Below are 25,492 nucleotides of genomic sequence, written 5' to 3' on the forward strand. Positions count from 1 at the left end.
GGCTGGCATTCCCATTTTGCAAGCGTGCGTTTAGCTGGAATGTCGCCCGATGGCTTATTAAACTTCGTCAAACGTGCCTTCTCAATTGATCTTTGAGAACGCTTCACATGAGGAAAACGCATGTCGACACCGTTGGTTCGATTGGCCTCGCTGGATCTGCTGCGCGGCTTCGTGGCCGTAGGCCGCCGCATGAGCATCACGCTGGCCGCCGATGACCTGTGCCTGACGCAATCGGCCGTGAGCCGGCAGGTGTCAGTGCTGGAAGAGACGCTGGGCGTGAAGTTGCTGGTGCGTGGGCACCGCTCAATCGCGTTCACGCCGGAGGGCGAACGCCTGTTCCGCAGCGCCGACAGCGCCGTGCAGCAGTTGCAGGACGCCATCGGCGCGATCCGCGTGGCCGCAGAACGCCGGCCCGTGACGATCACCGCCAGCATCGGCGTGACTGGCCTGTGGCTGCTGACGCGCCTGGCGCGCTTTCAGCAGCAGTACCCGGACATCGACGTCCGCGTCGCCACCAACAACCGGCTCGTCGACCTGAAGAGCGAAGGGATCGAGCTGGCCATCCGCTACTGTCCGCCCGGCGATGCGCCGCCCGGGGCGATTCGGCTGTTTGGCGAAACGGTGGCGCCGGTCGCGCACCCATCACTGGGGCTGCGTTCGATCGACTCCGCCGATGCGCTGGCCGGCCAGACCTTGCTCGACTTCGACGACCGTGACTTGCGCCGCCCCTGGCTCCAGTGGACCGACTGGCTGGCGGAAGCCGGCTGGAGCCACGCCAAGCCCCGCACCGTGCTGCGCTTCAACCAGCACGACCAGATCATCCACGCGGCGGTGGCGGGCCAGGGCATTGCGCTTGGGCGGCTGGAACTGATTGCGCCCCTGCTGGCCGATGGCCGTCTGGCGATTGTTCCGACCACGGCCCCTGGCGTGCGCAATACGCATGCGTACTGGTTGATTCAATCCGAACCCAACCCGCGCCGTGACGTGCGTGACGTGGCTGAATGGATTCGCTCCGAAGCCGCCGCCCAGGTTTCGCATGCGCCTGGCGCATCCGAACTTGCATGAAATGCGCTTGAGCGCACGCGGTGCAGCACGTGTAATGCAGCCAACGACACCCACGTTGGAGGCTGCATGGACACCCGTACCCAACCGCAAACGGTGGTTGGCGGCCTGAGTTACGTCAAACCCGACGGCCCCTACCCCATCAACTACATGTACCCGCCGCCCGCCGGCGAGCCATGGCAGACCTGCGAATACGAACTGCGCGACGTCAGCATCGCCGACATGCGCACGGCGCAAGCACCCGAACTGGAGCGCAACGGCTTCATCCTTGCCGATGCACCCACGCGCGTGACGGACTTTGGCGACGAAAATGCCATCCGCGCCATCTACTACGCAGAAGCCACTGAGCTTGCCCTTGCCGCCACAGGCGCGCGCGGCGCCTATGTGTTCGACCACCTGGTCCGCCGACGCGACCCGAACCGCCCTGCCCTCACCTTCGGGCGCGAAGGCGACGGCGCGCCCTCCGCCGTGGGCCGCATCCACAACGACTACACCGAAACCTCCGGCCGCCTGCGCCTGGGCCGTGTGCTAACCGACCCGGCACGGGCCGCCGCAGTCAGGCGCTACAGCATCGTCAACATCTGGCGCTCGATCCGCGGGCCGGTGCTCGACACGCCGCTGGCCCTGTGCGATGCGCGCAGCGTGAATGTCGCTGACCTCGTCGCCGCTGAAATCCGCTACCCCACGCGTACCGGCGAGCTGTACCTCGCCACGCACAACCCGCACCACCGCTGGTGGTATGCGTCAGCCATCGACCGGCACGAAGCGCTGGTCTTCAAGCAGTACGACTCGCAGGTCAGTGGTGTCGCGCGCTTCACGCCGCACGCCGCGTTCGTCCACCCCGATGCGCCGGCCGGCACGCCGCCGCGCGAGAGCATCGAAATCCGCTGCCTGGTGGTCTATGACTAAGCCCGTCCCCTACAACGCGACCTGGGAGGCCCTCGTGCCCACACCCACTATCGAGTTCTGGTTCGACTTCGCCAGCAACTACAGCTACCTGAGCGTGATGCGTATCGAGGCCGCTGCCACTCGCCTGGATGTACGCATCGGCTGGAAGCCGTTTCTGCTTGGGCCGATCTTCCAGTCGTTCGGCTGGAGCAACTCACCGTTCATGCTGCAGAAGGCCAAGGGCGATTACATGTGGCAGGACATCGCTCGCGAATGCCAGAAGATCGGCGTGCCGTGGACACGGCCCAGCACCTTCCCGAGCGGCTCCGTGCTGCCACTGCGCGTCGCGCTGGTGGGGGCGGACCAGCCCTGGATCGGCGCGTTCTGCCAACGCATCATGCTGCGCAACTTCGCGCAGGACCGCGACATCAACACGCCCGAAGCCGTGAGCGAAGAGCTGACCGCACTGGGCTTGCCCGCGAAAGCGATCCTGACCGAAGCCCAATCCGACGCCAACAAGCAGCGCCTGCGCGAGCAAACGCACGCCGCGCAGATTCGTGGCATCTTTGGCGCGCCCACGTTCTTTGTCGGCGACGCGATGTTCTGGGGCAATGACCGCCTGGACGACGCGCTCGCCTGCGCCGCAGCTTTGCAGTCCAACCCCCATCCACTCCACACCGGATAGCCTATGCCGACTCAGATCGAAAAAGCCCACACCTTCCGCGCGCTGCACGAGCGCAGCGGCACCTTCGTCATCCCCAACCCGTGGGACCCGGGCTCGGCCCGGCTGCTGGCGACGATGGGCTTTGAGGCGCTCACCAGCACCAGCGCGGGTTTTGCCTTCTCGCGCGGGCTGCCCGACTACGGCGTGGGTCGCGACCTCATCCTCGCGCACGTAGCCGACCTGGCTGCGGCAACCGATCTGCCGATGGCCGCCGACCTGGAAAACGGCTTTGGCGATGCCCCCGAGACCGTGGCCGAGACCATCCGCCTGGCGGGCGCCACTGGCATCGTGGGCGGCTCGATTGAAGACGCCACGGGTTATGCCGATGCGCCCATCTATCCGCTGGAGGCCTCGGTCGAACGCGTACGCGCTGCCGTGGAAGCCGCACGCTCGCTGCCGTTTCCCTTCACGCTCACCGCACGCGCAGAAAACCACCTGCACGGCCGCAACGACCTGGCCGACACCATCCGCCGCCTGCAGGCCTTTCAGGATGCCGGCGCCGACGTGCTCTACGCCCCCGGCCTGAAAACGCGAGAAGAGATCGCTACGGTGCTGCGCGAGATCGACCGCCCGCTCAACGTGATGATGGGTTTTGCCGATGGCAACCTGAGCGTAGCGGAGCTGACCGAACTGGGCGTCAAGCGCATCAGCGTGGGCGCCGCACTCGCACGTGCGGCACAAGGGGCGTTCCTGCGCGCAGCGGAAGAGCTACGGACCAAGGGCACCTTCGACTTTGCGCGCGATGCTGCCAGCGGGGCCAAGCTCAACGGGCTGTTTGCGCCGTTCGTCTGACATTCACGGTTGTCACGCCAAGGTGATGCCCTGTGCGTATCGCCTTGGCGGGGGTGCTTCATGGCGCCCTTCGCACATCGTTCATGCTGCGCCCGGCAGCACCTTGAACCAGTCCACCAGAAAATCCAGCATCGCCCGCAACGCCGCAGGCATCTGCCGGCGCGAGCTGTACACCCCGTGGATACCGAGCGCTTGCGGCACATGCTCGGGCAGCAGGCGCACAAGTTGGCCGGTAGCGATGAGCGGCGCCGCGGCAAACACGGGCTGCAGCGCCACACCCGCACCCTCCCTGGCCGCCGCCAGCAGCGCCATCGACTCATTCGCACTCAGGTTGCCGCTCACCGGCACATCGGACGGCGCGGCCGTCTTTGCGTCGGTGAACTTCCACAGACTCTTGCCGAAATACGAGTACGTCAGGCAGTTGTGCACGGCCAGATCCTCAACCCGGCGCGGCACGCCATGCGCGGCCAGATACGACGGCGCGGCCACCACCACCGACTCACACTTGCCCAGCGGCCGCGCGATCAGGTTCGGGTCCAGATCATTGGTGATGCGCACGGCAAGATCGATGCGCTCTTCCACGAGGTTGATGGTTCGGTTGTCGACCACGAGGTCGACGGCCGTCTGCGGATAGCGCCGCAGGTAGGCCGTCACCGCCGCACTCAGCACCTCCTGCGCGAGCGATTGCGCGCACGCGATACGCAGCAGCCCGCGTGGGGTATCGGCTTCGGAGCCATCGGCCACCATCATTTGCGCTGCGATCTCCACAATCTGGCGGCAGCGCGCGAGCGTGGCCTCACCGGCAGGAGTCAGGCCGATGCGGCGCGTGGTCCGGTGCAGCAGGCGCGAGCCTGACCAGTCCTCCATTTGCGCCAGATAGCGCGTGACCATGGCCCGCGACATGTCGAGCCCCTCTGCAGCACCGCTCAGGCTGCCACGCTCGACAATCGCAACGAACACCTCAGCTGCCTTGATTCGGTCCATATTTGATCGATCCGCGAAACAAATATGCGCATCTTAGGTGGTTTTTCGATCGAATCAAGCAACGTACAGTGGCGACATTGCCATCACACCTACCCAGGAGCGTCCGATGACCTTGATCCGTACCCTGCTTGCCGCCGGCCTTGTCAGCGCCGGTCTCATTGCCCATGCCGCCGCCCCGGCGCCGCTGCACCTGGAGGTCTACAACCCCGGTGACAAGGGCGTGTTCCCGGTGTCGTCAGAAATCATCACCGGCGCGCACGAGGCCATCCTGATCGACGCGCAATTCCAGCGCAGCGATGCCGAAGCGCTGGTGCAGAAACTCAAAGCCAGCGGCAAGACACTCACCACCGTCTACATCAGCCAGAGTGATCCGGATTACTACTTTGGGCTGGACGTCATCCGTGCGGCCTTCCCGAAGGCGAAGATCGTGGCCACGCCGCAAACCGTTGCAGCCATCCAGGCATCGATGAACGGCAAGCTGGCCTACTGGGGCCCGATCCTGAAAGACAACGCGCCCAAGGCACTTGTGCTGCCCGACGTGCTGCATGCAGACCACCTCACGCTGGAAGGCCGCACCATCGAGATCAAGGGCCTGAACGGTCCGAACCCAGCCCGCACGTATCTGTGGATTCCGTCGCTCAAGACCGTGGCCGGCGGCGTGGTGGTCAACCACGGCGACCACGTATGGGTAGCCGACACGCAAACGCGCGAATCGCGCCTGGGCTGGCTGCAAACGCTCGATAACATCACCGCGCTCCAGCCGACCACGGTGGTGCCCGGGCACTTCACCGGCCCGATGCCCAAGGGGCTGGAAGCGGTACGCTTTACGGCGGACTACCTGAAAACCTTCGAGGTGGAAGCTGCCCGCGCCAGCAACTCAGCCGACCTGATCCAGGCGATGAAAGCGGCGTACCCTTCGCTGCCCGGTGATGCCTCGCTGGAGTTGAGCGCCAAGGTCATCAAGGGTGAAATGAAGTGGCCGCAGTAACCAAGGATTGTTCATGACGACGTTGCATTACATCTTCGACCCGCTGTGCGGCTGGTGCTACGGCGCAGCACCACTGGTGGACGCCGCCCGCACGGTGCCGGGCCTGACGGTAGTCTTTCATGGCGGCGGCATGCTGGCCGGCGCAAACCGCCGCATGGTCACGCCCCAATGGCGCGACTACGTGATGCCGCACGACCACCGCATCGCCGAGATGACCGGCCAGCCGTTCGGCACGCCGTATTTTGAAAGCCTGCTGCGCGACACCAGCGCGGTCATGGATTCGGAGCCACCCATTACCGCAGTGCTGGCTGCCGAAGCGCTTGGCGGGCATGGGTTGGACATGATCCATCGTGTCCAACGCGCGCATTACGAAGAAGGCCGGCGCATTGCCGACCTGCCGGTGCTGCGTGAGTTGGCTGTGGCGTTGGGCTTGTCGCCCGAGGCGTTTGACGCGGAATACGCCCGGCAAGCCGGTGCGCTCACTCAACAGCACATCGCGGCGAGCCGGCAGTGGCTGGACCGCGTGGGCGGCCACGGCTACCCGACGTTTGCACTGGAAGATGCGGAGGGCCGCCTGGGCACCATTGACGTCGGCCCGTGGCTTGGCCGCCCGGAGCAATGGGCGCAAGCGCTGACGCAGCACATCGGCGCACCGGCCCCGGCAAATGAAGCTGACGGCCCTGTCTGTGGGCCCGATGGCTGCGCGTAAACGTAGCGGCGCGTAACGGTGCGTAACGGCGGGCGCGAAGCTCAGCCTCCGAGTGCCCAACGGCCAAGCTCGTCGTAGCGCGTCTTGCCGAGCCAGCTATGGATGAGGACGAACTCGCGCACCGTCCAGGTGACGGGTTCGACCGGCTTCAGCGCAAAGCCGCCACGGTCATACAGCAACGTGATGTGCGGCTTGAAATGCCCAAGCGGCACAGGCACACCGGCATGCCGCAAAGCCTCACCCAGCGCCTGCTGAAACGCCATCAGCTGAGTAACACCTTCACTGCCCAGCAGCACGAACGGTCGATGGTCACGTCGGCCATGAAAGCTCACCACCTGATCGAGCGTGACATCAAAGGGCGATGCCGCAAGCTGCTCGGCGGCCAGGCGCGCCCGCGCAACAAGATCCTCAGCCGGCGGTTGAACAAAATCACCCAGGTGATGCAGCGTGATGTGCAGGCGCTCCGGGCGTAGCGCTTTCCCTTTGAACCCGACTACTGGCCGCAACTGCTCAATCAACCGTGCAATGCGCTCTGCAGTGGCGGCATCGGGCTTGATCGCCAGAAACACGCGATGTGCAGGCAACTGCGGTGTGGCTTCGAATCCGGGAAGGGTGAGTTGGGTCACAGCGTTGGTGTCACGTGTAAAGCATCAAGGCCTCCATTATCGACACACGCATGACGTCTTGCGCATTGCGCCAAAAAACAACGCCCGACGGGGCTAACCCGCCGGGCGTTGTTGCATGTGGTGCAGCGATCGATCAGATGTCGAAGAACACCGTTTCCGCACCACCATCGGGCGTGTCCTGCAGGCGCACGTCGAAGGTGTAGACCACCTCGCCACGCTCACCATTCGGCTCGCTGCGATGGGCAATCAGCGTCTTGCGACGCACTTCCCATTCGATGCCGTTGAGCACAGCATCGGTGCCGTTGGCGGCAACCTCGTCGCTGAAGTACACGCGGGTGTGCAGCCCCAGATTGATGCCACGCGCAAACAGGATCATGCAGATATGCGGTGCCTGCGCTGCGCTTGCGCGCCCGGCCACGGCGCCGGGCTTGATGGTGTCAAAGCGGTAGACGCCCGTGTCGAAGTCCGCGCCCGCCCGGCCCCAACCGCGGAAAGCTGGATCGACAGGCTTGTCCTGGCGATCTGCGGGGTGGGCGTATTTGCCGTCGGCATTGGCCTGCCAGATCTCGATCAGCACATCGCGCACGAGCGACCCGGTGCCATCGAAGACACGGCCTTCCAGCGCGATACGTTCACCGCGCGTGGCCGGCGTGGTCAACACGTTGCCGAATTCTTTCTCGTAGATGTCGAAGCCGGCCTGGCGCGGTGCAAGGCCGATGTGCACATACGGGCCGCCCGTCTGCGAGGCCGTTTCACTGAAATGTGCAAACGGCGGAGTCGTCGTCATCGTCATCACTTGGCTCCTTGCACAGCGTTCTCGAAATGCGTGGCACGGCGGCCGCGCAGCGTGATGTCGAAGCGGTAGGTGCGCGCATCGAGCGGCACATGGTTGGCCGTATCGAGCAGCGCAATCAGGCCGCGCACCTGCTCTTCGCTGGGGATGGTCTTGATGATGGGGCACTGCGCGATCATCGGATCACCTTCGAAGTACATCTGCGTAATCAGGCGCTGCGCCCAGCCATCGCCCGAGAGCGAGTAATGGATGTGCGAGGGGCGCCAGTCGTTGATGCGGTTACGCCACGGATACGGGCCCGGCTTGATGGTGCGATAGACGTAGTAGCCGTTGGCATCCGTCAGCATGCGACCGCAGCCGCCGAAGTTCGGGTCGATCGGCGCGATGTACTGGTCTTTCTTGTGGCGATAGCGGCCGCCGGCATTGGCCTGCCACACCTCCACCAGCGCATTCGGCACGGGGCGGCCGAATTCGTCGCGCACATAGCCGTGCACGATGATGCGCTCGCCGATCGGCAGGCCTTCCTGGGCGTAGTTGAGGATGAGGTCGTTGTCGAGTGCGCCGAGGTCATCCGGGTGGAACACCGGTGCGGTGATTTCCGACAGCGTATTGAGCGTGGAGATGAGCGCGTTGCGCGGCGAGCGCAGCACGCTGGTCTTGTACACGGGGGTGAGCGCGGGCGGGTGCTGGGCGGTATCGCGCTGGGCGAACTCGCCGGTACCCGAAAGCGGCAGGGTCATGGGGCGTCTCCGTTGGAATCTGTGGGAACGACTGTATCGCCGCCAAAAAGTGAAGTAAATTGACTTCTGATCGAAAAATCGATAACCCCAAGTTATGGATAAACCAGACCTGCTCGGTGACCTGCCCTCGCGCATCCGCTTCCGCCACCTGAGCTGTTTTGTCGCCATCGCGCAGGAGCGCAACCTGCGGCGCGCCGCCGAGCGGCTGCACCTGAGCCAGCCGGCGGTATCGAAAACGCTGGGCGAACTGGAAGCGCTGGCTGGCGTGCAGTTGGTCGAGCGCGGACGCCAGGGGGCGCGGCTCACCGCAGCCGGCGAGCAGTTTCTGCGCCACGCCGTGGGGGTGACGCAGGCATTGGAATCTGCCACCGCCGCGTTGATGGGTTCGGGCGAAGCCTCTACCCCTGTCGTGCATGTGGGCGCCCTGCCAACGGTGGCCAGCGGCCTGCTGCCCCAGGCGATTGCCACACTGCATGCGCAACGCCCGCATGCCGGCGTACGCCTGCGCACCGGTACCAATGCCGAACTGCTGGCTGCGCTCAAAGCGGGCGAACTCGATTTCGTGGTCGGCCGCATGGCCGAGCCGACCATGATGCAGGGGTTGTCGTTCGAGTTGCTGTATGCAGAAGCGCTTGCGCTGATTGTGCGGCCACAGCATCCGCTGGCCGCGTCTGCAAATGGTGTGACATCCCTGCAGGCGGTGCTCGACTATCCGCTGGTGATTGCCACGCCCGGCACCGTGCCTCGTCATCACACCGACGCGCTGTTCCAGACCCACGGCCTGCGGCTGCCGGCGGGCGTGACGGAAACGCTGTCGGTATCGGTCGCGCGGCTGCTGGCCCGCCGCTCCGATGCGGTCTGGATCACGCCGGAGCGCGCCGCCCAGGATGATTTGTCACAAGGCTGGCTCACGCGCCTCAATCTGCCGACACCCGGCACCGGGGAACCCGTTGGCCTGCTGCGCCGCAGCGCCGCCACGCCTACCGAATTGGCTGATGCGTTCTTGGAGACCCTCCGCGCGCTTGCGCATGCCGTTCCGGAAAAAACCCGCTGAACCTGCAACGTTAGTCGACCGATATGTAAACGTAACGGCTTGCAAGACGCAGATAATTAAATAACAACTTCATTAGCCATCAAAAATATTCGATGAAAATAACCTGATTGTGCGCTGTTTGAAACGGCAGAAAATCGCCAATCAATTTTATTGAAAGCAGATCAAAGAAAATATCAGCAATCACCTGAACAGCCTATGCAACATTGATCATCATCCTGCCCTGACAGTCGCCCCCTTCAGGATATACATCGAAAAATCAATGAGTTGAGTGCAAGCACAGCCCCCGCCTGCCTTTCACATTACCTACCCGCCGTTCAAAAAATTCCGATGCATGTGGGATCGCCTTGCCAATCTAATAATGATTAGTTCCAGATAGCGAGGCGCGACATTTTCTGGAAAATATAATGACCCGACCAAGTGCATTCATGCCTTGGCACCCAGACTCCAGGACAACCCCATTAAACGAGGCGCCACAATGACGGAACAATCTCTTGCTGAACGCGTGCACGCAACTGAAAACCAGGCAAAGGAAGCATTGGCTGTCAACGACTGGACGAAGTACGACGGAGAACGGGTCACAGGCAGCAATTCCTCCCCGGTCTACCTGGTTCTGCACGGCCAACTACGCTGGATCCCCAACCCGGCCACGTACACCAACCTGTTCGCCTCGTGGGACGGCATCATCGTGAGCGACTACCTGGTCGATAACGTCCCGCGCGGACCGGCACTCACCAATGGCGCCGTACTGGCCAAGGGCAGCGGCTCACCTGTCTACCTTGTCACCAACGGCCAGAAGCTGTGGATCCCCAACCCGGAGACCTTCAACAAATTTGCCTTCAACTGGGACAAGATCGTGACGGTGCCGGATGTCGTCATCGACTTCATCCCGACCGGGCCGAACATCGGCTGACGCGTCCCCGCAGACAAGCGAAAGCGCCGGCCGAAGCGGTTGGCGCTTTTTCACTTGGGGCTTTCAAAGAACAATGCCGACCACAAGGTCGGCATTTTCTGTATTGGCGCAGAGATCAGCGATGCATCAGTTCTGGCTCGTCGCCGGCGTCAAACACGCTGCGATCGGTCTGCCGCAGCAACTGGCTGGTAATCGTACCGGCGGTCATCGAGCCGTTGACGTTGAGCGCGGTGCGGCCCATGTCGATCAGCGGTTCGATGGAGATCAGCAGCGCCACGAGCGTTACCGGCAAGCCCATCGCCGGCAGCACGATCAACGCGGCAAAGGTGGCGCCGCCGCCAACACCCGCCACGCCAACTGAGCTGAGGGTGACGATGGCAACCAGCGTTGCGATCCACACGGGGTCCAGCGGGTTGATGCCCACGGTGGGCGCCACCATCACCGCCAGCATGGCGGGATACAGGCCAGCGCAGCCGTTCTGGCCAATGGTGGTGCCAAACGACGCCGCAAAGCTGGCGATCGACTCCGGCACGCCAATGCGGCGCGTCTGCGCTTCGATGCTCAACGGAATGGTGGCGGCGCTCGACCGGCTCGTGAACGCGAACGACAGTGCCGGCCACACCTTGCGGAAGAAGCGGATCGGGTTGATGCCGTTGACGGTCAGCAGCACGGCATGCACGCCGAACATGATCGCCAGCCCCAGGTACGACGCCACCACGAAGCCGCCGAGCTTGATGATGTCCTGCACGTTGGACACGGCCACCACGTTGGTCATCAGCGCCAATACGCCGTAGGGCGTCAGGCGAATGACGAGTCGCACGAGCTTCATGACCCAGGCCTGCGCGGTATCGATGGCCGTCAGCACACGCTCGCCCTTCACTGCGTCGTCCTTGAGCAGATTCAGTGCAGCCACACCCAGGAACGCCGCAAAGATCACCACGCCGATGATGGACGTGGGCTTGGCGCCGGTCAGTTCAGCAAACGGATTCTTCGGGAGAAAGGACTGCAGCAGTTGCGGCACCGTGAGGTCCGCCACCTTGCCCACGTAGCTGTCCTGGATCGCGGTCAACCGGGCGGTTTCCTGCGCACCTTGCACCAGGCCCTGCGCGGTCAGGCCAAACAGGTTGGTGACGAACACGCCGACCAGCGCGGAGATCAGCGTCGTGAGCAGCAGCGTGCCGATCGTCAGCACGCTGATCTTGCCCAGCGACGCGGTGCTGTTGAGCTTGGCCACCGAATTGAGCACGGAGACCAGCACCAGCGGCATGACGATCATCTGCAGCAGCTGAATGTAGCCGCCGCCAACGATGCTGAACCAGGAGATCGACTGCTTGAGCGTCGCGCTGTCGTCGCCATAGATCAGGTGCAGCACCAGACCGAACACGATGCCCAGCACCATGCCCAGCAGCACGCGTTTCGCCAGGCTCCAGTTCGCGTTAACGCGGCCCAGAGCGATCAGGATGGCGACGAAAGTCGCGATATTCAGTAGAAGCGGAACGTTCATTTTCCCTTTGCGTTGCAAGCTGCGAGCGAAATCGAGCCGGCATCTTACGCCAGATGCACAAAGGGCGTCGGCGCACAGGTCGCCTCAAAAACATGCCGACCGATGCGCTGTGGCTTCTGCAACCGCCCTAGCCTGGCTGCTGCCCGCGTCCCGCTCGCGCCGCGCGCAGTGACGAAAACTGCCCATGCGTGACCGCGCGCAGCAGCCACTCCACCGGGCCATACGCAAAGCGCTGCAGCCACCAGCGGCTGATGACCGTTTGCACCGCAAAGATGGCGAACGCGATGAGCAGCGTGCCCAGCGGCCCGACCTGCCCCATCATGCGGAACCCGTACGCCAGAAAGATCACCGAGCACACCAGCGACTGCATCAGGTAGTTTGACAACGCCATCCGCCCGGCCGGCGCCAGCACGCGCAGCCACCACTGCCCCCAACGGCTGCGGAACAGCAACTGCATCCCGCCGATGTACGCGGCGGTCAGCAACGGCGCCGTCAGCAAGCTCAGCGACAGGCCCAGCAGATCCCACGGTGTGCCGGCCAGCCGGGTTGTGCCATACGCATACGCCACCGCTGCCGGCAGGCCCACGCAGACACCGGCAATCAGACATTGCTTGAACAGCGTACTGGTGCCCGCGGTTGGCGACGATGCCGAGAACAGCCCCCGCCGCCCTGCAATGCACCCGATCAGGAACATCGCCAACGCGGTCGGAGCCTGCATCAGCACCGTCACAACCCACACGCCCTTGAGCTCTTCCACGTGCTGGGCAATGACGCCAGAGGGGGTGCTGCGAAATGCCGTGAGCGCCGAGGTGATCTCCGCCAACGCCTTTGAATCGTGCGTTGCATCGACATCAAGCACGGAAAGCACGCCGACGATGGCCCACACCGCGGCAGTGCCCACAATCAGGCCCACCGCCAGCTTGGCCAGCTTCTTGTCTGCCAGATTGCGCAGCATCAGCAGCGCAGCGCCCACCACCGCGTACGTAGTGAGGATGTCGCCGTGATACAGCAGCACGCCGTGCAACAGCCCAAGCACCCAAAGCCCGGCAAGCCGCCGCAGCATGCGTGGCACGAATGCCTTGCCGTCGCGCTCAGCCGACTGCATCTGTAGCGTGAAGCTGTAGCCGAAGAGGAACGAGAACAGCAGGTAGAACTTCCACTCGAACAGCAAGGCGATGCCGTACATGACCACGTGACTGACACGGCTCTGCGCCATCGGATCGGGCACACCGGTGCCGTAGTACGGCGTTGCAAAGGCGATGATGTTGACGACCAGGATGCCCAGCAGGGCAAAACCGCGCAGCGCGTCGAGACTGGATTGACGCTCGATTGAAGACAGGGCCATGACGGATTCCGACAAGACAGCTTGAACGGAACGCAGGATATTCCGCATGCTGACGCGTCGCCTTGTGGCCCACTGACTGTGCACACAATGCCCTCAGCCGGCTGCAAGAGTCTGGCGCACAAACGAAAAAAAGCCCGCACGCATGCGGGCTGACAAGGCGCTGAGCGATCAGGAGGTCACGCCGCTCAGAACGAGTGTGCGATGCCGGTATAGAAGCCCACCTGATTCTTGCCGGGTGCAGGGTTGTTGTTGGTTGCTTCCACCGAGAAGTTGGCGGTGGCGCTGTTCTGCACCGTCCCCACGCTTGCATACAGCAGCGTGCGCTTGGACAGGTTGTAGTTGGCGCCGAGCATGAACAGGTTGGCGTTGCCGCCGCCGTTGTTGACGTTCACGCGGTAACCCGCACCGATGAGCGTGAGCGCCGGCGTGAGCTGGTAGTTGGCGCCGATCCAGTAGTGGTTGGCCTTGGTGGGCGCCCCGGCTGCGGCATCCGGGGCGGAGAGATTCTCGTAGCCGGCAAACAGCTTGAGCGCGCCGATGGTGTACGTGCCGCCGAGCGTCAACTCCTTCGACGTGTTGAAGAGATCGCTGTACTTGCCGTTGGCATCGCGGGCCACGTCGTAGATGGCGCGCAACTCAAACGTCGGCGCCGTGTACGTAAGCGAGATCGCATCCTTGCGCAGGTTGCTGAACGAGCCCGCCTGCTCACCCAGGCTGGTCAGCACCTGCGCGCTGAAGCCACCCCAGTTGGGCGTCTCGTACATCACCATGTTGTTGTTGCCCTGCCAGTTGCGGCCGCGCACCAGCGTGGCCGAACCGATGAACTGCTGGCCGGTCGGGTCCAGCGCCCACAATGCATCGGCAATCGGCTGGTTCTTGCCCAGCGTGAGCGTGCCCCACGAGCCGCTTTGCAGGCCCACATACGCACGACGATTGAACAACGCATCGCCGTTCGTGCGGCCCTTGGTGGCACCGAAGCCCGATTCGAGCTGGAAGATGCCCTTGAGCCCTCCGCCCAGGTCTTCGCTGCCCTTCAGGCCGAACATGCTGGTGCCCCATTGGTTATCGGCGCCCCGCCACAGGCTGCCCGACGAACCATTCGCCGTCTGCACATTGCTCTGGAAATCCACGCCTGCGACCACCCGGCCGTACAGCGTGACGTTGCTCTGTGCGTGCGCCGCGCCGGCGGCCGCACACAGGATGGCCGCACCCAGCGGCCAGGTTGCTCGGTTCTTCATTGTCGTCTCCTCTCTGGTGTCATGCCGGCCACGGCCGGTATTGCTACTGCTACTCCTGTTGCTGCTGCAAATCGAAGATGCGGGTCATCGGTGTCCACTTCTGGCTGGCGGGCGTCCAGGGCGTTGGGGCCTGGAACTGCCACATCAGCGTTTCCCACTCGATGAGCTTGGGGTCGGTGCTGGTCGCTTCGGCCATGCGATCGGCGTTGTAGATCGCATCGTCGGTGTCCATGAGCATCACCATGCGCGTCCCCACGCGGTAGATCTCCATGCCGATCACACCGTGCTTGCGCAGGTGCCGCGCGACCTCCGGCCAGATGCGCTGGTGATGCGCTTCGTACGCGGCAATCAGCGCCGCGTCGTCTTTCAGGTCAAGAGCAAGGCAATAGCGCATTGCAGCCTCACGTCAGGGCGCGGTCGAGGTGCGTGTAGCCACCATCGACAAACACCCACTGCCCCGTCGTATGCGACGCCTGCGCCGAGAGCAGGAACACCGTGGTGCTGGCGATCTCATCCGCCGTCGTCATGCGCTGGCCGAGCGGGATCTTGGATGCAATCGCCGTCAGTTTGGCGTCGGGATTGTCGAACGTGGCGATCCAGCGCTCGTACAGTGGCGTCAACACCTCTGCAGGAATTACCGCGTTGACGCGCACCCCATCCGGCGCCAACGATGCCGCCCACTCCCGCGTGAGTGACAGCTGCGCACCCTTTGCGGCGGTGTATCCACTCGTGTTGCCTTGCCCCGTCACCGCCGTTTTCGACGAGATGTTGACGATGGTCCCTTGGCTCGCTTTCAGGTGCGGCAGGCACAGATGCGCCATGACGTAGTAATGGATCAGGTTCTTTTCCAGCGAGCGCACGAAGGCGTCGCGGCCCGCCTCCAGGCCGATGCTGTCGTTGATGCCTGCGTTGTTCACAAGGCCGTCGATATGCCCGAAGGCGCGCGCTGTCTCGTCCACCATGCCGCGGCAGTCCACTTCCTGCTCCAGGTCGAACTGGAAGAAGCGCGCCTTGGGCTGACGGCGCATGAGTTCGGCTTCGAACTCGGCGGACATCGGGCTCTTGCCGCAGATGACTGGGATGGCGCCTTCAGCGGCCAGTTGCAGTGAAATGGCCGCGCCGATACCCGCCGCGCCACCCGTGACGATTACGACTTTGTCTTGCAGATGCAAATCCATGGTTCAAGCCTTGAGTTGCAGGTTGTAGCAGCGGGTGGCCGTGCCACCCCATAGGTTTGCGCGCTCGCTGGGGCTCAGGCGCTCTTCGGCCCAGACGTGCAGGACGTCATAGACGGTGCCGTAAGACGCCGCCAACAGGCACACCGGCCAGTCGGAGCCGAACATCAGGCGCTGCGGGCCGAACACGTCGAGCGCCACATCCAGGCATTGCCGTGCGTGCTGCACATCGCGCACGGTCACGCCCTTGCGCCAGTCGGCTTCCGTGAGCAGGCCCGAGAGCTTGCAGGCCACGTGTGGCATGTTCTTGAGCGGCATGAGCGCGGCCTTCCAACGTGCGAGCGCATCGGCATCACGTGCGAAGGCCTCCAGCGGTGGCTTGCCCAGGTGGTCGAGCACGAGCCAATGGTTGCCATGCCGGCCGCAGAACTCCACCGCTGGTTTCAGTTGGTGGCCGAACACCAGCACGTCGTACGTGTAGCCCCAAGCCTGCAACAGTGCGATGCCACGGTCGAACGCCGGGGCCGACAGAAACGCCGCCGCGTCGGGCTCGTCTTGCACCACGTGCCGGAACCCGGCCAGCTTGTGTTCGCCGCTGAGCGCTTCCAGGCGCGTCTCCAGATCGACGGCGCACAGGTCTTCCCAGCCCACCACGCCCAAAATCCAGTCGTGCGTGTTGGCCAGCTCAAGCAGAAAGCGCGTCTCTTCCTGCTCGCCGCGCGCCTGCACGGCAATCGCACCATCCAGCCGTTGCTCGCGCAGTTCGGGCAGCAGATCCTCCGGCAGCCGATTGGTGGCCAGCACTTCCATACCGGGGCCGATCCACGGATAGGCCTCTGGCCGATAGCGCCAGAAATGCTGGTGCGCGTCAATGCGCGGAACAGGCAGAACAGAGGCAGCCATCGTCTCAGCCACGGAAACGGTACTGCTCGAGCGAAGCAGGCTTCATCGTGATCGAGAAGCCGGGCGCCTGCGGCGGCAGATACGCCGCGTTGCGCACCACGCACGGGTCGACAAAATGCTCGTGCAGGTGGTCCACATACTCGACCACGCGGCCTTCACGCGTGCCCGACACGCAGATGTAGTCGATCATCGACAGGTGCTGTACGTATTCGCACAGGCCCACGCCGCCAGCGTGCGGGCACACCGGCAGGCCGTACTTTGCCGCCAGCAGCAGCACGGCCAGAATCTCGTTCACGCCACCCAGGCGGCACGCATCGATCTGCACCACGTCAATGGCGCCGCGCATGATGAATTGCTTGAACAGGATGCGGTTCTGGCACATCTCGCCGGTTGCCACCTTGACGGGGGCAATGGCCTTGCGCACGGCGCGGTGGCCTTCCACGTCGTCCGGGCTGGTCGGCTCTTCAATGAACCACGGCTTGGCGAAGCCGAGTTCGCGCACCCAGTCGATGGCCTCGTTCACTTCCCAGACCTGGTTGGCGTCGATCATCAGCTCGCGGTCTGGCCCGAGCACCTCGCGGGCGATGGAGACACGACGGATGTCGTCCTTCAGATCACGCCCGACCTTGAGCTTGATATGGCGGAAGCCGCTGTCGACTGCTTCCCGACACAGGCGGCGCAGCTTGTCGTCGTCATAGCCGAGCCAGCCGGCGGAGGTGGTGTAGCAGGGATAGCCTTCTGCCTCGAGCGTGCGGATGCGCGCAGCCTTGCCGGGCGCCTGCTTGCGCAGCAGATCGAGCGCTTCCTCGGGCGTAATGCCGTCGGTCATGTAGCGGAAGTCGATGCAGCGTACGAATTCCTCCGGCGTGAGATCGGCCACCAAGCGCCACAGCGGCTTGCCCTCGGCCTTGGCCCACAAATCCCACGCGGCATTGACGACAGCGCCGGTGGCCAGATGGATAGCGCCCTTGTCCGGGCCGATCCAGCGCAGTTGGCTATCGGAGGTGACGTGGCGCCAGAAACGGCCCATGTCTTCACGAATCCAGTCGAGGTCAAGCCCTTCCACCAGATGGCGCATCGCCTCGATGGCGGCGCAGCACACTTCGTTGCCGCGCCCGATCGTGAAGGTCAGGCCGTGGCCCTCCAGGCCCGGTTGATCCGTTTCCAGGATCACGTAGGCCGCGGAGTAATCCGGGTCCGGGTTCATCGCGTCGGAGCCGTCGAGATGCTGGGAAGTCGGAAAGCGCACGTCCAGCACGCGCAAGGATCGGATGATGGTCATGTGTCTGTGGTTCTGGATTGCGGAATGCTCAGTCTTCAGCCTTGCGCGTTCACCGTGCGCTGGTGCTGCTCACCGAGGCCTTCGATGCCCAGGCGGATGGTCTGGCCAGCGTGCAGGTAGACCGGCGGCTTCTGCCCCAGGCCCACGCCCGGCGGCGTACCGGTCGAAATCACATCGCCCGGCTGCAGGCTCATGAAGCGGCTCAGATAGCTGATGAGATGGGCCACGCCAAACACCATGGTCGACGTCGATCCGTTCTGGTAGCGATGGCCATCCACCTCCAGCCACAGGTGCAGCGCCTGCGGGTTGGGCACCTCGTCGGCGGTCACCAGCCACGGGCCGATCGGGCCGAAGGTGTCGCAGCCCTTGCCCTTGTCCCACGTGCCGCCACGCTCGATCTGGAATTCGCGCTCCGACACATCGTTGATGACGCAGTAGCCCGCCACGTGCGACAGCGCATCCGCCTCGCTGATGTAGCGGCCTTCCTTGCCGATCACCACGCCCAGCTCGACTTCCCAATCGGTCTTGACCGAATCGCGCGGGATCTCGATGTCGTCGTCCGGGCCGCAGATGGCGCTCGTCCACTTGCCGAAGACCACCGGTTCGGCCGGCACTTCCAGCCCGGATTCGGCAGCGTGGTCGGCATAGTTCAGGCCAATGCAGATGAACTTGCCGACATCGCCCACGCACGGGCCGAGACGGAGACCATTCGGCAGGCCAGCTTGCGGCGTGCCATCGACGACGGGCAGGCTGCTGATGTCGAGCGTGCGCAGGCGGGCCAGGTTCTCGGGCAGCAACGCGGTACCGCCAACGTCTTCGATCACGCCAGACAGATCGCGCACTTGGCCTTGAGCATCGAGCAGACCGGGTTTCTCGTGGCCCTTAGGGCCGTAGCGGAGGAGTTTCATAACGTTATCGTTGTGGACTGCAATCAATCAGTGCATCAGTTAGACCAGCCGCCATCGATCACACAGCACGTGCCGGTGGTGAAGCGGGATTCGTCCGAAGCCAGGTAGGTGGCCAGCGCGGCAATTTCATCGGCCGTGCCGACGCGGCCCATCGGCTGGCGCCCCACGAAGGCCGCGCGGATGGTGTCGATGGACACGTTCTGCTCCTGGGCCTGCGTGGCAATGCGCTGCTCAAGCGAGGGCGATTCCACCGTGCCCGGGCAGATGGCATTGCAGCGGATGCCGCGCGCCACAAAGTCGGCGGCAATCGCCTTGGTCATGCCGATCACGGCTGCTTTGGTGGCGCCATACACAAAGCGATTGGGCACGCCCTTCACGCTCGATGCGGCGGAAGCCATGTTGATGATCGATGCGCCGCCGTTATCCAGCATCTTGGGCAGCAGCGCACGCGTGAGCCGATACATCGCCGTCACGTTGAGTTGCCACGAGAATGCCCAGTCGTCTTCCGAGCATTCGAGAATGCTGCCGTGGTGCACGAAGCCGGCGCAGTTGAACAGCGCATCAAAGGCGGCTTCTTCGCGCGCCAGAACGGCAACGGCGTTGGCATCCGTCACATCCAGGCGCAGGGTGCGGATGCCGGCCGTCTCTGCCAGCGTGGCAAGCGCGCCTGCGTTGATGTCGGTGGCGAGCACCTGTGCGCCTTCCTTTGCAAACATCATCGCGCTGGCACGGCCAATACCCTGCCCTGCCGCCGTCACGAGGATGCGTTTTCCTTGGAGTCTCATTGCGTTTGCGTACCGGTGTGAGGCGAGGTGTGAAACGAGTCAGCACCCGCCCATTCCGGCAACTGGGTTAGAACACCGCATCGTTCAGAGAGAGAGGCCAACCGGCATGGCGGCGAACGACACTCCGCCACGCCTCTCCGTGCTGTGCGTCGTCAGTACAGGACGTTCTTGGCTTCGGGCGAATCCAGGTTCTGCTTGTTCACCAGCATCACGCCGGTATCCACCTGTTTCTGAACCGGCTTGCGCTCGATCGTGCTGACGACCGTCTCGATGCCCTTGAAGCCCATCTGATAGGAGCTTTGCACTGCAACCGCGCGGATCGTGCCGTCACGCACAAAGCCCTGCAGATCCTGGTTGCCATCAAAGCCGATGGCGGCAACCTTGCCGGTCTTGCCGGATTGCTGCAGGGCGCGGCCCATGCCGACCGCCGTCGGCTCGTTCGCGCCGAAGATGCCCTTGAGGTCAGGGTTGGCGGCAAGCACATCCGTGGTCTGGTTCAACGCCGTTGCCATTTGCGACTGCGAGTAGAACGGCCCAACGACCTGCAGCTTCGAGTGCTGCTCGATGTATTTGCGGAAGCCACCGACGCGGCCGATTTCAGACCCGGCACCCGGCACGTACGACATGATTGCGATCTTGCCCGTCTGGCCGACGGCCTCGATCATCGCCTTTGCGCACAGCTCACCGGCCTTCGCGTTATCCGTGGACAGGAACGACTGGTAGTACTGCTTGCCCGAGTCCGACACCATGGAGTCGATCAGCACGACAGGGATGTGCGCTTCCCAGGCCTTCTTCATGGCCGGCACCAGCGCATCCGGATCAGACGGCGCGAGAACAATGCCGGCGACTTTCCGAGTCACCGCGTTCTCGACCATGTTCACTTCATCCGCAATGTTCGATTCGGCGGCGGGCCCCTGAAAGGTCATCGTGTAGCCCTTCGCGCTGGCCATGGCTGCGGTGGCACCCTTCTGCACGTTCTGCCAGTAATTCGAGTTGGCCGATTTCACGATCACGGCAATCTCACCGCCAGCGGCCTGTGCATAGGCAGAAAACATCGCACACGTTGCAGCAACCACCGCCAGCACGGAAAACTTCTTCATGGTCTCACTCCTTGGTTTTGGTTTGCACTTCGCTTCCGATTTACGACTTACAACTTGCGGTTTCTGAGCTGATCGATCCACACCGTGCCGAGGATGACCACGCCGATGATGATCTGCTGGATGAAACTCGATACGCCGTTCATGTTGAGCCCGTTGCGCAACACGCCGATCACGAACGCGCCGATGGCGGTGCCCGAGACCGTTCCGACCCCGCCCATCAACGAGGTGCCGCCGATGACCGCGCTGGCAATGGCATCCAGTTCGTACATCACGCCTTCGTTCGGTTGCGCCGTGACGAGGCGCGACATGAGCACACAGCCCGTCACGCCGGCGAGCAGGCCCGACAGCACGTAGGTGAACAACTTGACGCCCTGCACGTTCACGCCGGACAGCCGTGCCGCCTCTGCGTTCGAGCCGACTGCATAGATATGGCGGCCCAGGGAGGTGCGTGCCAGCAGGATAGAGATGGCGACGAACAGCACAAGCATGATCACCACCGGGTAAGGGATGCCCGGGAAGACCGTATCGGGAAAGCCATCTGCCCCAATGTGCGAGATGCGGAAGAGCGCGCCGTTACCGAGTTCGCCAAAGGCATCCCCAAGGCCCGACACCGGCCGCGCTCCGGTGATCTGCAAGGCAAGGCCGCGCGCGACCAGCATCATGCCCAGCGTGGCAATAAAGGGCGGCAAGCCCATCCGGGTGATGCAGATACCGTTGACCCAACCGCACATGGCACCCACAACAATGCCGGCCAGCATCGCAAACGGAACGGGCACGCCCATCTTCACAAGCAATGCGGCCACCACGCCGGACAGCGCCAGCACCGAGCCCACAGACAGATCAATGCCGCCCGTGATGATCACGCACGTGGCTGCCACACCCAGGTACGCAATCGACGTCACCTGAAGCGCGACCGTCATGAAGTTGCCGACGGAAAAGAACGCCGCACTCGTTGCCGAGAACGCAATGACGAGCGCAACCAGGCTGCCCAGCGCCGCGAATTTCTGAATCAAGTCCCGATGGTGTTGCTTGCGCTGTGTTTTCACGACTTGTGAGGGATCTGATGTCATTTCAAGCATGTGTTCGCCCCGATGCGTAATGCAGAATCTCTTCTTGATTGGTCTTTTTTGTTTCGAGAACCGCGGTAATGCGGCCTTCGTGGAATACGGCAATGCGGTCGGTCATGCCGAGCAGTTCAGGCAGTTCCGAGCTGATCAGAACAACGCCGACTCCATCGGCCGCGAGTTCATCCATCAGCCCGTAGATCGCATATTTCGCGCCCACGTCGATGCCCCGCGTCGGCTCGTCGAAAAACAGGATGCGTGAACCCCGGTACAGCCATTTGCCGATCACGATCTTCTGCTGATTGCCACCGGAGAGGTTGCGTACGGTCTGCCCGACCGACGGGGTGCGGATATTCAGTTCGCGCACGTAGCGCTTGGCCACCGCGGTTTCTTCCGAGAAGCGCAGGAAGCCGCGTGATGAAATCGCCCGCACGTTGGCCAGGGTGATGTTGACGGCCACCGGCATCGACAACGCCAGCCCGTCCTTCTTCCGGTCTTCAGACAAGTAGGCAATGCCTTGCCGGATCGCCTCGCGCGGCGAGCGGATCGTGACCGGTGAATCACCCAGCATGATCGAGCCGGCATCGATCCGATCCGCACCGAAGATGGCACGCGCCACTTCCGTGCGACCGGCGCCCATCAAGCCTGCGAAGCCAAGGATTTCGCCCTTGCGCAACTCGAACGACACCGGGCCGAATACCCCTGCCCGGCTCAGTTCGTTGACGCGCAGCAAGACCTCGTCCGTCGGAACCGACTGGCGAGCGGGAAACACGTCATCCAGCGAGCGCCCCACCATCCGCGCCACGATTTCATTGACCGTGATGGATGCGAAATCGCTCGTTGCGATGTAGCGCCCGTCACGCAGCACGGTCACGCGGTCGACAATCTCAGCCATCTCGTCGAGCCGGTGCGAGATATACAGAATCGCCACGCCGTCGGCGCGCAGTTCCTTGATGATGCGAAACAGGTGGACGGTTTCCGACTCCGTGAGCGAAGACGTGGGCTCGTCCATGATCAGCACACAGGCATCGAGCGACAGCGCCTTGGCGATTTCCACCATCTGCTGCTGCGCAATCGACAGCGCGCTGACCAACGTGGTCGGCTCGATGTTCAGGCCGATGCGCTGCAGGTAGCTGCGCGCGTTGGCATTGAGCTTGCGGTAATCGATGAACGGACCGCGCTTGGGCTCGCGCGCCAGAAAGATGTTCTCCGCCACCGACAGATGCGGGACGAGATTGAGCTCCTGGTGAATGATCGCAATGCCGGCCGCCTGCGCTTCGGTGGTGGACGAGAACCGTACGGCCTCCCCCCGGTACCACACCGTTCCATCGTCCGCCGTGTACTGGCCGCTGATGATTTTCATCAGCGTGGATTTGCCGGCGCCGTTTTCACCGCAGATCGCGTGGACTTCTCCGGCGCGCAAGTTCAGGTCCACACCGTCCAGTGCGACGACGCCGGGAAAGCGCTTGCCGATACCTTGCAATCGAAGCATCTCTTGCGGTATCGACGGTTTGGAGCCGCTTCCGTGCGCGAGCACGGCATCAGCACTCGTCATCCTTGTCTCCGTATTGTTCTGAGTCTGGCGATCTTCCGCCTGACGGACTGGTAAGTCCAGTTCAGGCGCATCATGATCGGCCAAGATGTTTTGGTCAAGCCAATACTGCTTATAACGAACCTGCCTTACCACTAGTGCAAACCCTGAAATACCGGGATACCCTAGGCGTGGCAACGGATTACGGCACACATGCTAGACTCGGCGCGTACATACCGGGGCATCACCTCACCCAAATTCGAAGCCCAATGAAGCAGACAGAACCCAAGCGGCTTTACCAATCTGTCGCCGCGCAGATCCTGGCGCTGATCCGGCAGGAAAACCTCCAACCAGGCACGCGCCTGCCGCCAGAGCGAGAACTGGCGCAGACCTTGGGCGTTTCCCGCCCTTCGCTGCGCGAGGCCCTGATTGCCCTGGAGATTGGCGGCCAAGTCGAGATCCGCATGGGCTCGGGCGTGTACGTGCAAGACGCCAGCGCCGCGAGCGAGACCACCGCAATCCCGTCGCTGGGTGAAAGCCCTTCAGAACTGATGCAGGCCCGCGCCGTTCTGGAAGGCGACGTGATTGCGCTGGCCACGGTGCGGCTGACCGCTGCAATGCTCGACAAGCTGCAGCGCACCGTCGAGCGCATGAAGAAGCTCGCTTCGACCGGAAAATCCCCCACCGATGCCGACCGCCAGTTCCACATGCTCATTGCCGAGACCGCGGGCAACTCGGTCCTGAGCCGATTCGTCGCCGAGCTGTTCGACAGCCGGCATGACCCGATCGCCGTGGCCATCCGCGACCATGCCGAAGGTGCGGCAAGCTGGCACGCCGCCGTGCATGAACACGAGGAGATCCTCAAGGCATTGCAGTCCGGCGACCCCATCGCCGCACAGACTGCGATGCGGGCGCACCTGAAGGCATCGGAAGAACGCTGGATCGCGGGCGCCATTCAGCAGGACAACGCTTCGTAGCCCGGCCTGTAGCCCAGTCGAGTGCGGCCGCGCCACCGGCCGCACTTGCACATCGCCGCACGGCCCCTCTCCCGACCAGCCCCCTCCCTGCCACCGCTTCAACCGCACCAAACCGGTCTGACCAAATATCAGGCCGCGCCGAAAAGACCGCATAAAATCAACGGTTCTACGGCATCAGGGTTTCCCCGATAAGTAAACTTGCCCCAGGATGTTAAATTGGCCTGACCAAATTAACCGGGGCTCGGCACGCGCGTCCGCATGCCGTGTGGCCCGTCTTATCGCCCAAGGAGACCATCAGGTGATCCCTCGTTCGCACCTGCCGCACGCGCCGGAAGCTTCCGGTCGTGGGTTGCGCCACATCGGCGCCCACCGCAGCACTTCACAGCCGGAGGGCGCGTCATGCTGACCGTCGTTTGCGAAACCCCTGGGACTCTGCTCGCCGAGGATCGCCCTGTACCTGCAGTCGTTGAAGGCGAGGTGCTGTTGCGCGTGAAGCGCGTGGGCATATGCGGTACCGATCTGCACATCTTTACCGGCAACCAGCCATATCTGAGCTACCCGCGCGTGATGGGGCATGAGCTGTCCGGCATCGTCGAACAGGCACCGGCTGGCAGTGCGCTCGCCAAGGGTGACGTGGTCTACGTGATGCCTTACCTGTCGTGCGGCCACTGCGTGGCATGTCGGCAGGGCCGGACGAACTGCTGCGTGAACATCCAGGTGCTGGGCGTACACCGTGATGGCGCCTTCACCGAATACCTCAGCGTGCCGCAGGCCTTCGTTCACAGGGCAGAAGGCGTGAGCCTGGACCAGGCGGCCATGGTGGAATTTCTCGCCATTGGCGCACATGCGGTGCGGCGCGCGCAGGTGCGTGCCGGGCAGCGCGTGCTGGTGGTGGGCGCAGGCCCGATCGGCATGGCGGCCATGATCTTTGCCAAGCTGCGCGGGGCCACCGTCACGGCGCTGGACTCACGCGCCGACCGGCTCGCGTTTGCCACGCAGCAACTCGGTGTCGATGCCAGCGTCGCGCTGGGTGACACGGACGAAACACAACTCGCCGCGCTCACGGCCAACGAGTTCTACGACGTCGTGTTCGATGCCACCGGCAATCCCAAGGCGATGGAGCGCGGCCTGCGTTTCGTGGCGCATGCCGGCACCTATGTACTGATCTCGGTCGTGGCGGCCAACATTTCGTTCTCCGATCCGGAGTTCCACAAGCGCGAGACCACGCTGCTCGCCAGCCGCAATGCCACCACGGAAGACTTCGAGACCGTGCTCGACGCCATGCGCGCGGGCCACATTCCGGCCGCGCTGAACACGCACCGCATGGCATTGGCAGAGGTGCCGGAGCGCTTCAAGACCTTGCTCGACCCGGCCGCAGGCGTGGTCAAAGCCATCGTGGAGTGCTGAGCG

Annotated in this window: 26 protein-coding genes; 10 read left to right on the forward strand and 16 right to left on the reverse strand. The window is 63.5% G+C overall.

Features of this window, described 5'->3' with window-relative positions:
- Nucleotides 1–120: 120 nt before the first annotated feature.
- The 4 genes from PI87_RS00905 (at nt 121) to PI87_RS00920 (ending at nt 3,466) form a co-directional block, all read left to right on the forward strand.
- Nucleotides 121–1,065, forward strand: a complete 945-nt coding sequence (locus PI87_RS00905) for a LysR substrate-binding domain-containing protein (RefSeq protein WP_039595803.1) — start codon at nt 121–123, stop codon at nt 1,063–1,065.
- A gap of 66 nt (nt 1,066–1,131) precedes the next feature.
- On the forward strand, nt 1,132–1,971 hold the full coding sequence (locus PI87_RS00910) for a CmcJ/NvfI family oxidoreductase (RefSeq protein WP_039595804.1): 840 nt from the start codon (nt 1,132–1,134) through the stop codon (nt 1,969–1,971).
- Complete coding sequence (locus PI87_RS00915; protein ID WP_039595805.1) at nt 1,964–2,635, forward strand: 2-hydroxychromene-2-carboxylate isomerase; 672 nt, start codon at nt 1,964–1,966, stop codon at nt 2,633–2,635. Before PI87_RS00910 ends, PI87_RS00915 begins: the two co-directional genes overlap by 8 nt.
- 3 nt (nt 2,636–2,638) lie before the next feature.
- Nucleotides 2,639–3,466 (forward strand): isocitrate lyase/PEP mutase family protein, encoded by an 828-nt coding sequence (locus PI87_RS00920; RefSeq protein WP_039595806.1) that lies wholly within the window; start codon nt 2,639–2,641, stop codon nt 3,464–3,466.
- Nucleotides 3,467–3,547: 81 nt separating this feature from the next.
- Here the strand turns inward: PI87_RS00920 and PI87_RS00925 are convergent, their stop codons facing one another.
- Nucleotides 3,548–4,450 carry a LysR family transcriptional regulator gene (locus tag PI87_RS00925; protein ID WP_039595807.1) on the reverse strand — a complete coding sequence of 301 codons (903 nt, stop codon included), beginning with the start codon at nt 4,448–4,450 and terminating at the stop codon, nt 3,548–3,550.
- Between the two features lie 106 nt (nt 4,451–4,556).
- On the opposite strand from PI87_RS00925, the gene PI87_RS00930 reads away from it, so the two are divergent.
- Together PI87_RS00930 and PI87_RS00935 are read left to right on the forward strand one after the other, a co-directional pair.
- Nucleotides 4,557–5,438: an MBL fold metallo-hydrolase gene (locus PI87_RS00930; protein ID WP_039595808.1), complete on the forward strand. Its 882-nt coding sequence runs from the start codon at nt 4,557–4,559 to the stop codon at nt 5,436–5,438.
- A 13-nt stretch (nt 5,439–5,451) separates the two neighbouring features.
- Entirely contained in the window at nt 5,452–6,147 is a 696-nt protein-coding gene (locus PI87_RS00935; protein WP_039595809.1) for a DsbA family protein, read from the forward strand.
- A 41-nt stretch (nt 6,148–6,188) separates the two neighbouring features.
- Here PI87_RS00935 and thpR read toward each other — a convergent pair whose 3' ends face one another.
- The 3 genes from thpR to pcaH all read right to left on the reverse strand — a co-directional run bounded on the left by thpR (nt 6,189) and on the right by pcaH (nt 8,306).
- The gene (gene thpR, locus PI87_RS00940; protein ID WP_039595810.1) at nt 6,189–6,773 is read right to left on the reverse strand and encodes an RNA 2',3'-cyclic phosphodiesterase; all 585 of its coding nucleotides are present in this window, start codon (nt 6,771–6,773) and stop codon (nt 6,189–6,191) included.
- A 133-nt stretch (nt 6,774–6,906) separates the two neighbouring features.
- Complete coding sequence (gene pcaG, locus PI87_RS00945; protein ID WP_039595811.1) at nt 6,907–7,566, reverse strand: protocatechuate 3,4-dioxygenase subunit alpha; 660 nt, start codon at nt 7,564–7,566, stop codon at nt 6,907–6,909.
- Nucleotides 7,566–8,306, reverse strand: coding sequence for a protocatechuate 3,4-dioxygenase subunit beta (pcaH, locus tag PI87_RS00950; RefSeq protein WP_039595812.1), 741 nt, complete (start codon nt 8,304–8,306; stop codon nt 7,566–7,568). Before pcaH ends, pcaG begins: the two co-directional genes overlap by 1 nt.
- Before the next feature lie 94 nt (nt 8,307–8,400).
- Here pcaH and pcaQ point away from each other — a divergent pair, with 94 nt between their 5' ends.
- Both pcaQ and PI87_RS00960 read left to right on the forward strand, forming a co-directional pair.
- Nucleotides 8,401–9,360 (forward strand): pca operon transcription factor PcaQ, encoded by a 960-nt coding sequence (gene pcaQ, locus PI87_RS00955; RefSeq protein WP_039595813.1) that lies wholly within the window; start codon nt 8,401–8,403, stop codon nt 9,358–9,360.
- 475 nt (nt 9,361–9,835) lie between these two features.
- The gene (locus PI87_RS00960; protein WP_039595814.1) at nt 9,836–10,270 is read left to right on the forward strand and encodes a hypothetical protein; all 435 of its coding nucleotides are present in this window, start codon (nt 9,836–9,838) and stop codon (nt 10,268–10,270) included.
- Between the two features lie 115 nt (nt 10,271–10,385).
- On the opposite strand, the gene PI87_RS00965 is transcribed toward PI87_RS00960, so the two are convergent.
- The 12 genes from PI87_RS00965 to PI87_RS01020 all read right to left on the reverse strand — a co-directional run bounded on the left by PI87_RS00965 (nt 10,386) and on the right by PI87_RS01020 (nt 23,129).
- Nucleotides 10,386–11,774 (reverse strand): L-cystine transporter, encoded by a 1,389-nt coding sequence (locus PI87_RS00965; protein ID WP_039595815.1) that lies wholly within the window; start codon nt 11,772–11,774, stop codon nt 10,386–10,388.
- Nucleotides 11,775–11,901: 127 nt separating this feature from the next.
- On the reverse strand, nt 11,902–13,119 hold the full coding sequence (locus PI87_RS00970) for a DUF418 domain-containing protein (protein WP_039595816.1): 1,218 nt from the start codon (nt 13,117–13,119) through the stop codon (nt 11,902–11,904).
- Between the two features lie 185 nt (nt 13,120–13,304).
- A complete protein-coding gene (locus PI87_RS00975; protein WP_039595817.1) occupies nt 13,305–14,357 on the reverse strand; it encodes a porin in 1,053 nt (350 codons plus the stop codon).
- A gap of 49 nt (nt 14,358–14,406) precedes the next feature.
- On the reverse strand, nt 14,407–14,751 hold the full coding sequence (locus PI87_RS00980) for an L-rhamnose mutarotase (protein WP_039595818.1): 345 nt from the start codon (nt 14,749–14,751) through the stop codon (nt 14,407–14,409).
- 7 nt (nt 14,752–14,758) lie between these two features.
- On the reverse strand, nt 14,759–15,535 hold the full coding sequence (locus tag PI87_RS29375; RefSeq protein WP_039595819.1) for an SDR family oxidoreductase: 777 nt from the start codon (nt 15,533–15,535) through the stop codon (nt 14,759–14,761).
- 3 nt (nt 15,536–15,538) lie between these two features.
- Complete coding sequence (locus PI87_RS29380; RefSeq protein ID WP_039595820.1) at nt 15,539–16,435, reverse strand: amidohydrolase family protein; 897 nt, start codon at nt 16,433–16,435, stop codon at nt 15,539–15,541.
- 4 nt (nt 16,436–16,439) lie between these two features.
- Nucleotides 16,440–17,717 (reverse strand): L-fuconate dehydratase, encoded by a 1,278-nt coding sequence (locus PI87_RS00995; protein WP_039595821.1) that lies wholly within the window; start codon nt 17,715–17,717, stop codon nt 16,440–16,442.
- A 35-nt stretch (nt 17,718–17,752) separates the two neighbouring features.
- Nucleotides 17,753–18,625, reverse strand: coding sequence for a fumarylacetoacetate hydrolase family protein (locus PI87_RS01000; RefSeq protein WP_039595822.1), 873 nt, complete (start codon nt 18,623–18,625; stop codon nt 17,753–17,755).
- 35 nt (nt 18,626–18,660) lie between these two features.
- Entirely contained in the window at nt 18,661–19,410 is a 750-nt protein-coding gene (locus PI87_RS01005) for an SDR family oxidoreductase (RefSeq protein ID WP_039595823.1), read from the reverse strand.
- Nucleotides 19,411–19,562: 152 nt separating this feature from the next.
- Complete coding sequence (locus PI87_RS01010; protein WP_039595824.1) at nt 19,563–20,510, reverse strand: ABC transporter substrate-binding protein; 948 nt, start codon at nt 20,508–20,510, stop codon at nt 19,563–19,565.
- 47 nt (nt 20,511–20,557) lie between these two features.
- Nucleotides 20,558–21,589: an ABC transporter permease gene (locus PI87_RS01015; RefSeq protein WP_039595825.1), complete on the reverse strand. Its 1,032-nt coding sequence runs from the start codon at nt 21,587–21,589 to the stop codon at nt 20,558–20,560.
- Nucleotides 21,582–23,129 carry a sugar ABC transporter ATP-binding protein gene (locus PI87_RS01020; protein WP_039595826.1) on the reverse strand — a complete coding sequence of 516 codons (1,548 nt, stop codon included), beginning with the start codon at nt 23,127–23,129 and terminating at the stop codon, nt 21,582–21,584. The genes PI87_RS01015 and PI87_RS01020 overlap by 8 nt, the downstream gene beginning before the upstream one ends.
- 245 nt (nt 23,130–23,374) lie before the next feature.
- Here PI87_RS01020 and PI87_RS01025 point away from each other — a divergent pair, with 245 nt between their 5' ends.
- Both PI87_RS01025 and PI87_RS01030 read left to right on the forward strand, forming a co-directional pair.
- Nucleotides 23,375–24,082 carry a FadR/GntR family transcriptional regulator gene (locus PI87_RS01025; RefSeq protein ID WP_039595827.1) on the forward strand — a complete coding sequence of 236 codons (708 nt, stop codon included), beginning with the start codon at nt 23,375–23,377 and terminating at the stop codon, nt 24,080–24,082.
- 399 nt (nt 24,083–24,481) lie between these two features.
- Nucleotides 24,482–25,489 carry a zinc-binding alcohol dehydrogenase family protein gene (locus PI87_RS01030; protein ID WP_039595828.1) on the forward strand — a complete coding sequence of 336 codons (1,008 nt, stop codon included), beginning with the start codon at nt 24,482–24,484 and terminating at the stop codon, nt 25,487–25,489.
- Nucleotides 25,490–25,492: the final 3 nt, after the last annotated feature.

The organism is Ralstonia sp. A12, from assembly GCF_000801955.1.
In the GTDB taxonomy this organism is placed as follows: Bacteria; Pseudomonadota; Gammaproteobacteria; order Burkholderiales; family Burkholderiaceae; genus Ralstonia.

What these genes read in the sequence shown, in the direction of transcription:
- PI87_RS00910 (WP_039595804.1), top strand. Translation starts at nt 1,132, where the DNA reads ATGGACACCCGTACCCAACCGCAAACGGTGGTTGGCGGCCTGAGTTAC.
- PI87_RS00975 (WP_039595817.1), bottom strand. Translation starts at nt 14,357, where the DNA reads ATGAAGAACCGAGCAACCTGGCCGCTGGGTGCGGCCATCCTGTGTGCG.
- pcaG (WP_039595811.1), bottom strand. Translation starts at nt 7,566, where the DNA reads ATGACGATGACGACGACTCCGCCGTTTGCACATTTCAGTGAAACGGCC.
- PI87_RS00925 (WP_039595807.1), bottom strand. Translation starts at nt 4,450, where the DNA reads ATGGACCGAATCAAGGCAGCTGAGGTGTTCGTTGCGATTGTCGAGCGT.
- PI87_RS00915 (WP_039595805.1), top strand. Translation starts at nt 1,964, where the DNA reads ATGACTAAGCCCGTCCCCTACAACGCGACCTGGGAGGCCCTCGTGCCC.
- PI87_RS00995 (WP_039595821.1), bottom strand. Translation starts at nt 17,717, where the DNA reads ATGACCATCATCCGATCCTTGCGCGTGCTGGACGTGCGCTTTCCGACT.
- PI87_RS00905 (WP_039595803.1), top strand. Translation starts at nt 121, where the DNA reads ATGTCGACACCGTTGGTTCGATTGGCCTCGCTGGATCTGCTGCGCGGC.
- PI87_RS00930 (WP_039595808.1), top strand. Translation starts at nt 4,557, where the DNA reads ATGACCTTGATCCGTACCCTGCTTGCCGCCGGCCTTGTCAGCGCCGGT.
- PI87_RS00920 (WP_039595806.1), top strand. Translation starts at nt 2,639, where the DNA reads ATGCCGACTCAGATCGAAAAAGCCCACACCTTCCGCGCGCTGCACGAG.
- PI87_RS01020 (WP_039595826.1), bottom strand. Translation starts at nt 23,129, where the DNA reads ATGACGAGTGCTGATGCCGTGCTCGCGCACGGAAGCGGCTCCAAACCG.
- pcaH (WP_039595812.1), bottom strand. Translation starts at nt 8,306, where the DNA reads ATGACCCTGCCGCTTTCGGGTACCGGCGAGTTCGCCCAGCGCGATACC.
- PI87_RS00970 (WP_039595816.1), bottom strand. Translation starts at nt 13,119, where the DNA reads ATGGCCCTGTCTTCAATCGAGCGTCAATCCAGTCTCGACGCGCTGCGC.
- PI87_RS00980 (WP_039595818.1), bottom strand. Translation starts at nt 14,751, where the DNA reads ATGCGCTATTGCCTTGCTCTTGACCTGAAAGACGACGCGGCGCTGATT.
- PI87_RS01025 (WP_039595827.1), top strand. Translation starts at nt 23,375, where the DNA reads ATGAAGCAGACAGAACCCAAGCGGCTTTACCAATCTGTCGCCGCGCAG.
- PI87_RS01010 (WP_039595824.1), bottom strand. Translation starts at nt 20,510, where the DNA reads ATGAAGAAGTTTTCCGTGCTGGCGGTGGTTGCTGCAACGTGTGCGATG.
- PI87_RS01015 (WP_039595825.1), bottom strand. Translation starts at nt 21,589, where the DNA reads ATGCTTGAAATGACATCAGATCCCTCACAAGTCGTGAAAACACAGCGC.
- PI87_RS01030 (WP_039595828.1), top strand. Translation starts at nt 24,482, where the DNA reads ATGCTGACCGTCGTTTGCGAAACCCCTGGGACTCTGCTCGCCGAGGAT.
- pcaQ (WP_039595813.1), top strand. Translation starts at nt 8,401, where the DNA reads ATGGATAAACCAGACCTGCTCGGTGACCTGCCCTCGCGCATCCGCTTC.
- PI87_RS00965 (WP_039595815.1), bottom strand. Translation starts at nt 11,774, where the DNA reads ATGAACGTTCCGCTTCTACTGAATATCGCGACTTTCGTCGCCATCCTG.
- PI87_RS01000 (WP_039595822.1), bottom strand. Translation starts at nt 18,625, where the DNA reads ATGAAACTCCTCCGCTACGGCCCTAAGGGCCACGAGAAACCCGGTCTG.
- PI87_RS01005 (WP_039595823.1), bottom strand. Translation starts at nt 19,410, where the DNA reads ATGAGACTCCAAGGAAAACGCATCCTCGTGACGGCGGCAGGGCAGGGT.
- PI87_RS00935 (WP_039595809.1), top strand. Translation starts at nt 5,452, where the DNA reads ATGACGACGTTGCATTACATCTTCGACCCGCTGTGCGGCTGGTGCTAC.
- PI87_RS00960 (WP_039595814.1), top strand. Translation starts at nt 9,836, where the DNA reads ATGACGGAACAATCTCTTGCTGAACGCGTGCACGCAACTGAAAACCAG.
- PI87_RS29375 (WP_039595819.1), bottom strand. Translation starts at nt 15,535, where the DNA reads ATGGATTTGCATCTGCAAGACAAAGTCGTAATCGTCACGGGTGGCGCG.
- PI87_RS29380 (WP_039595820.1), bottom strand. Translation starts at nt 16,435, where the DNA reads ATGGCTGCCTCTGTTCTGCCTGTTCCGCGCATTGACGCGCACCAGCAT.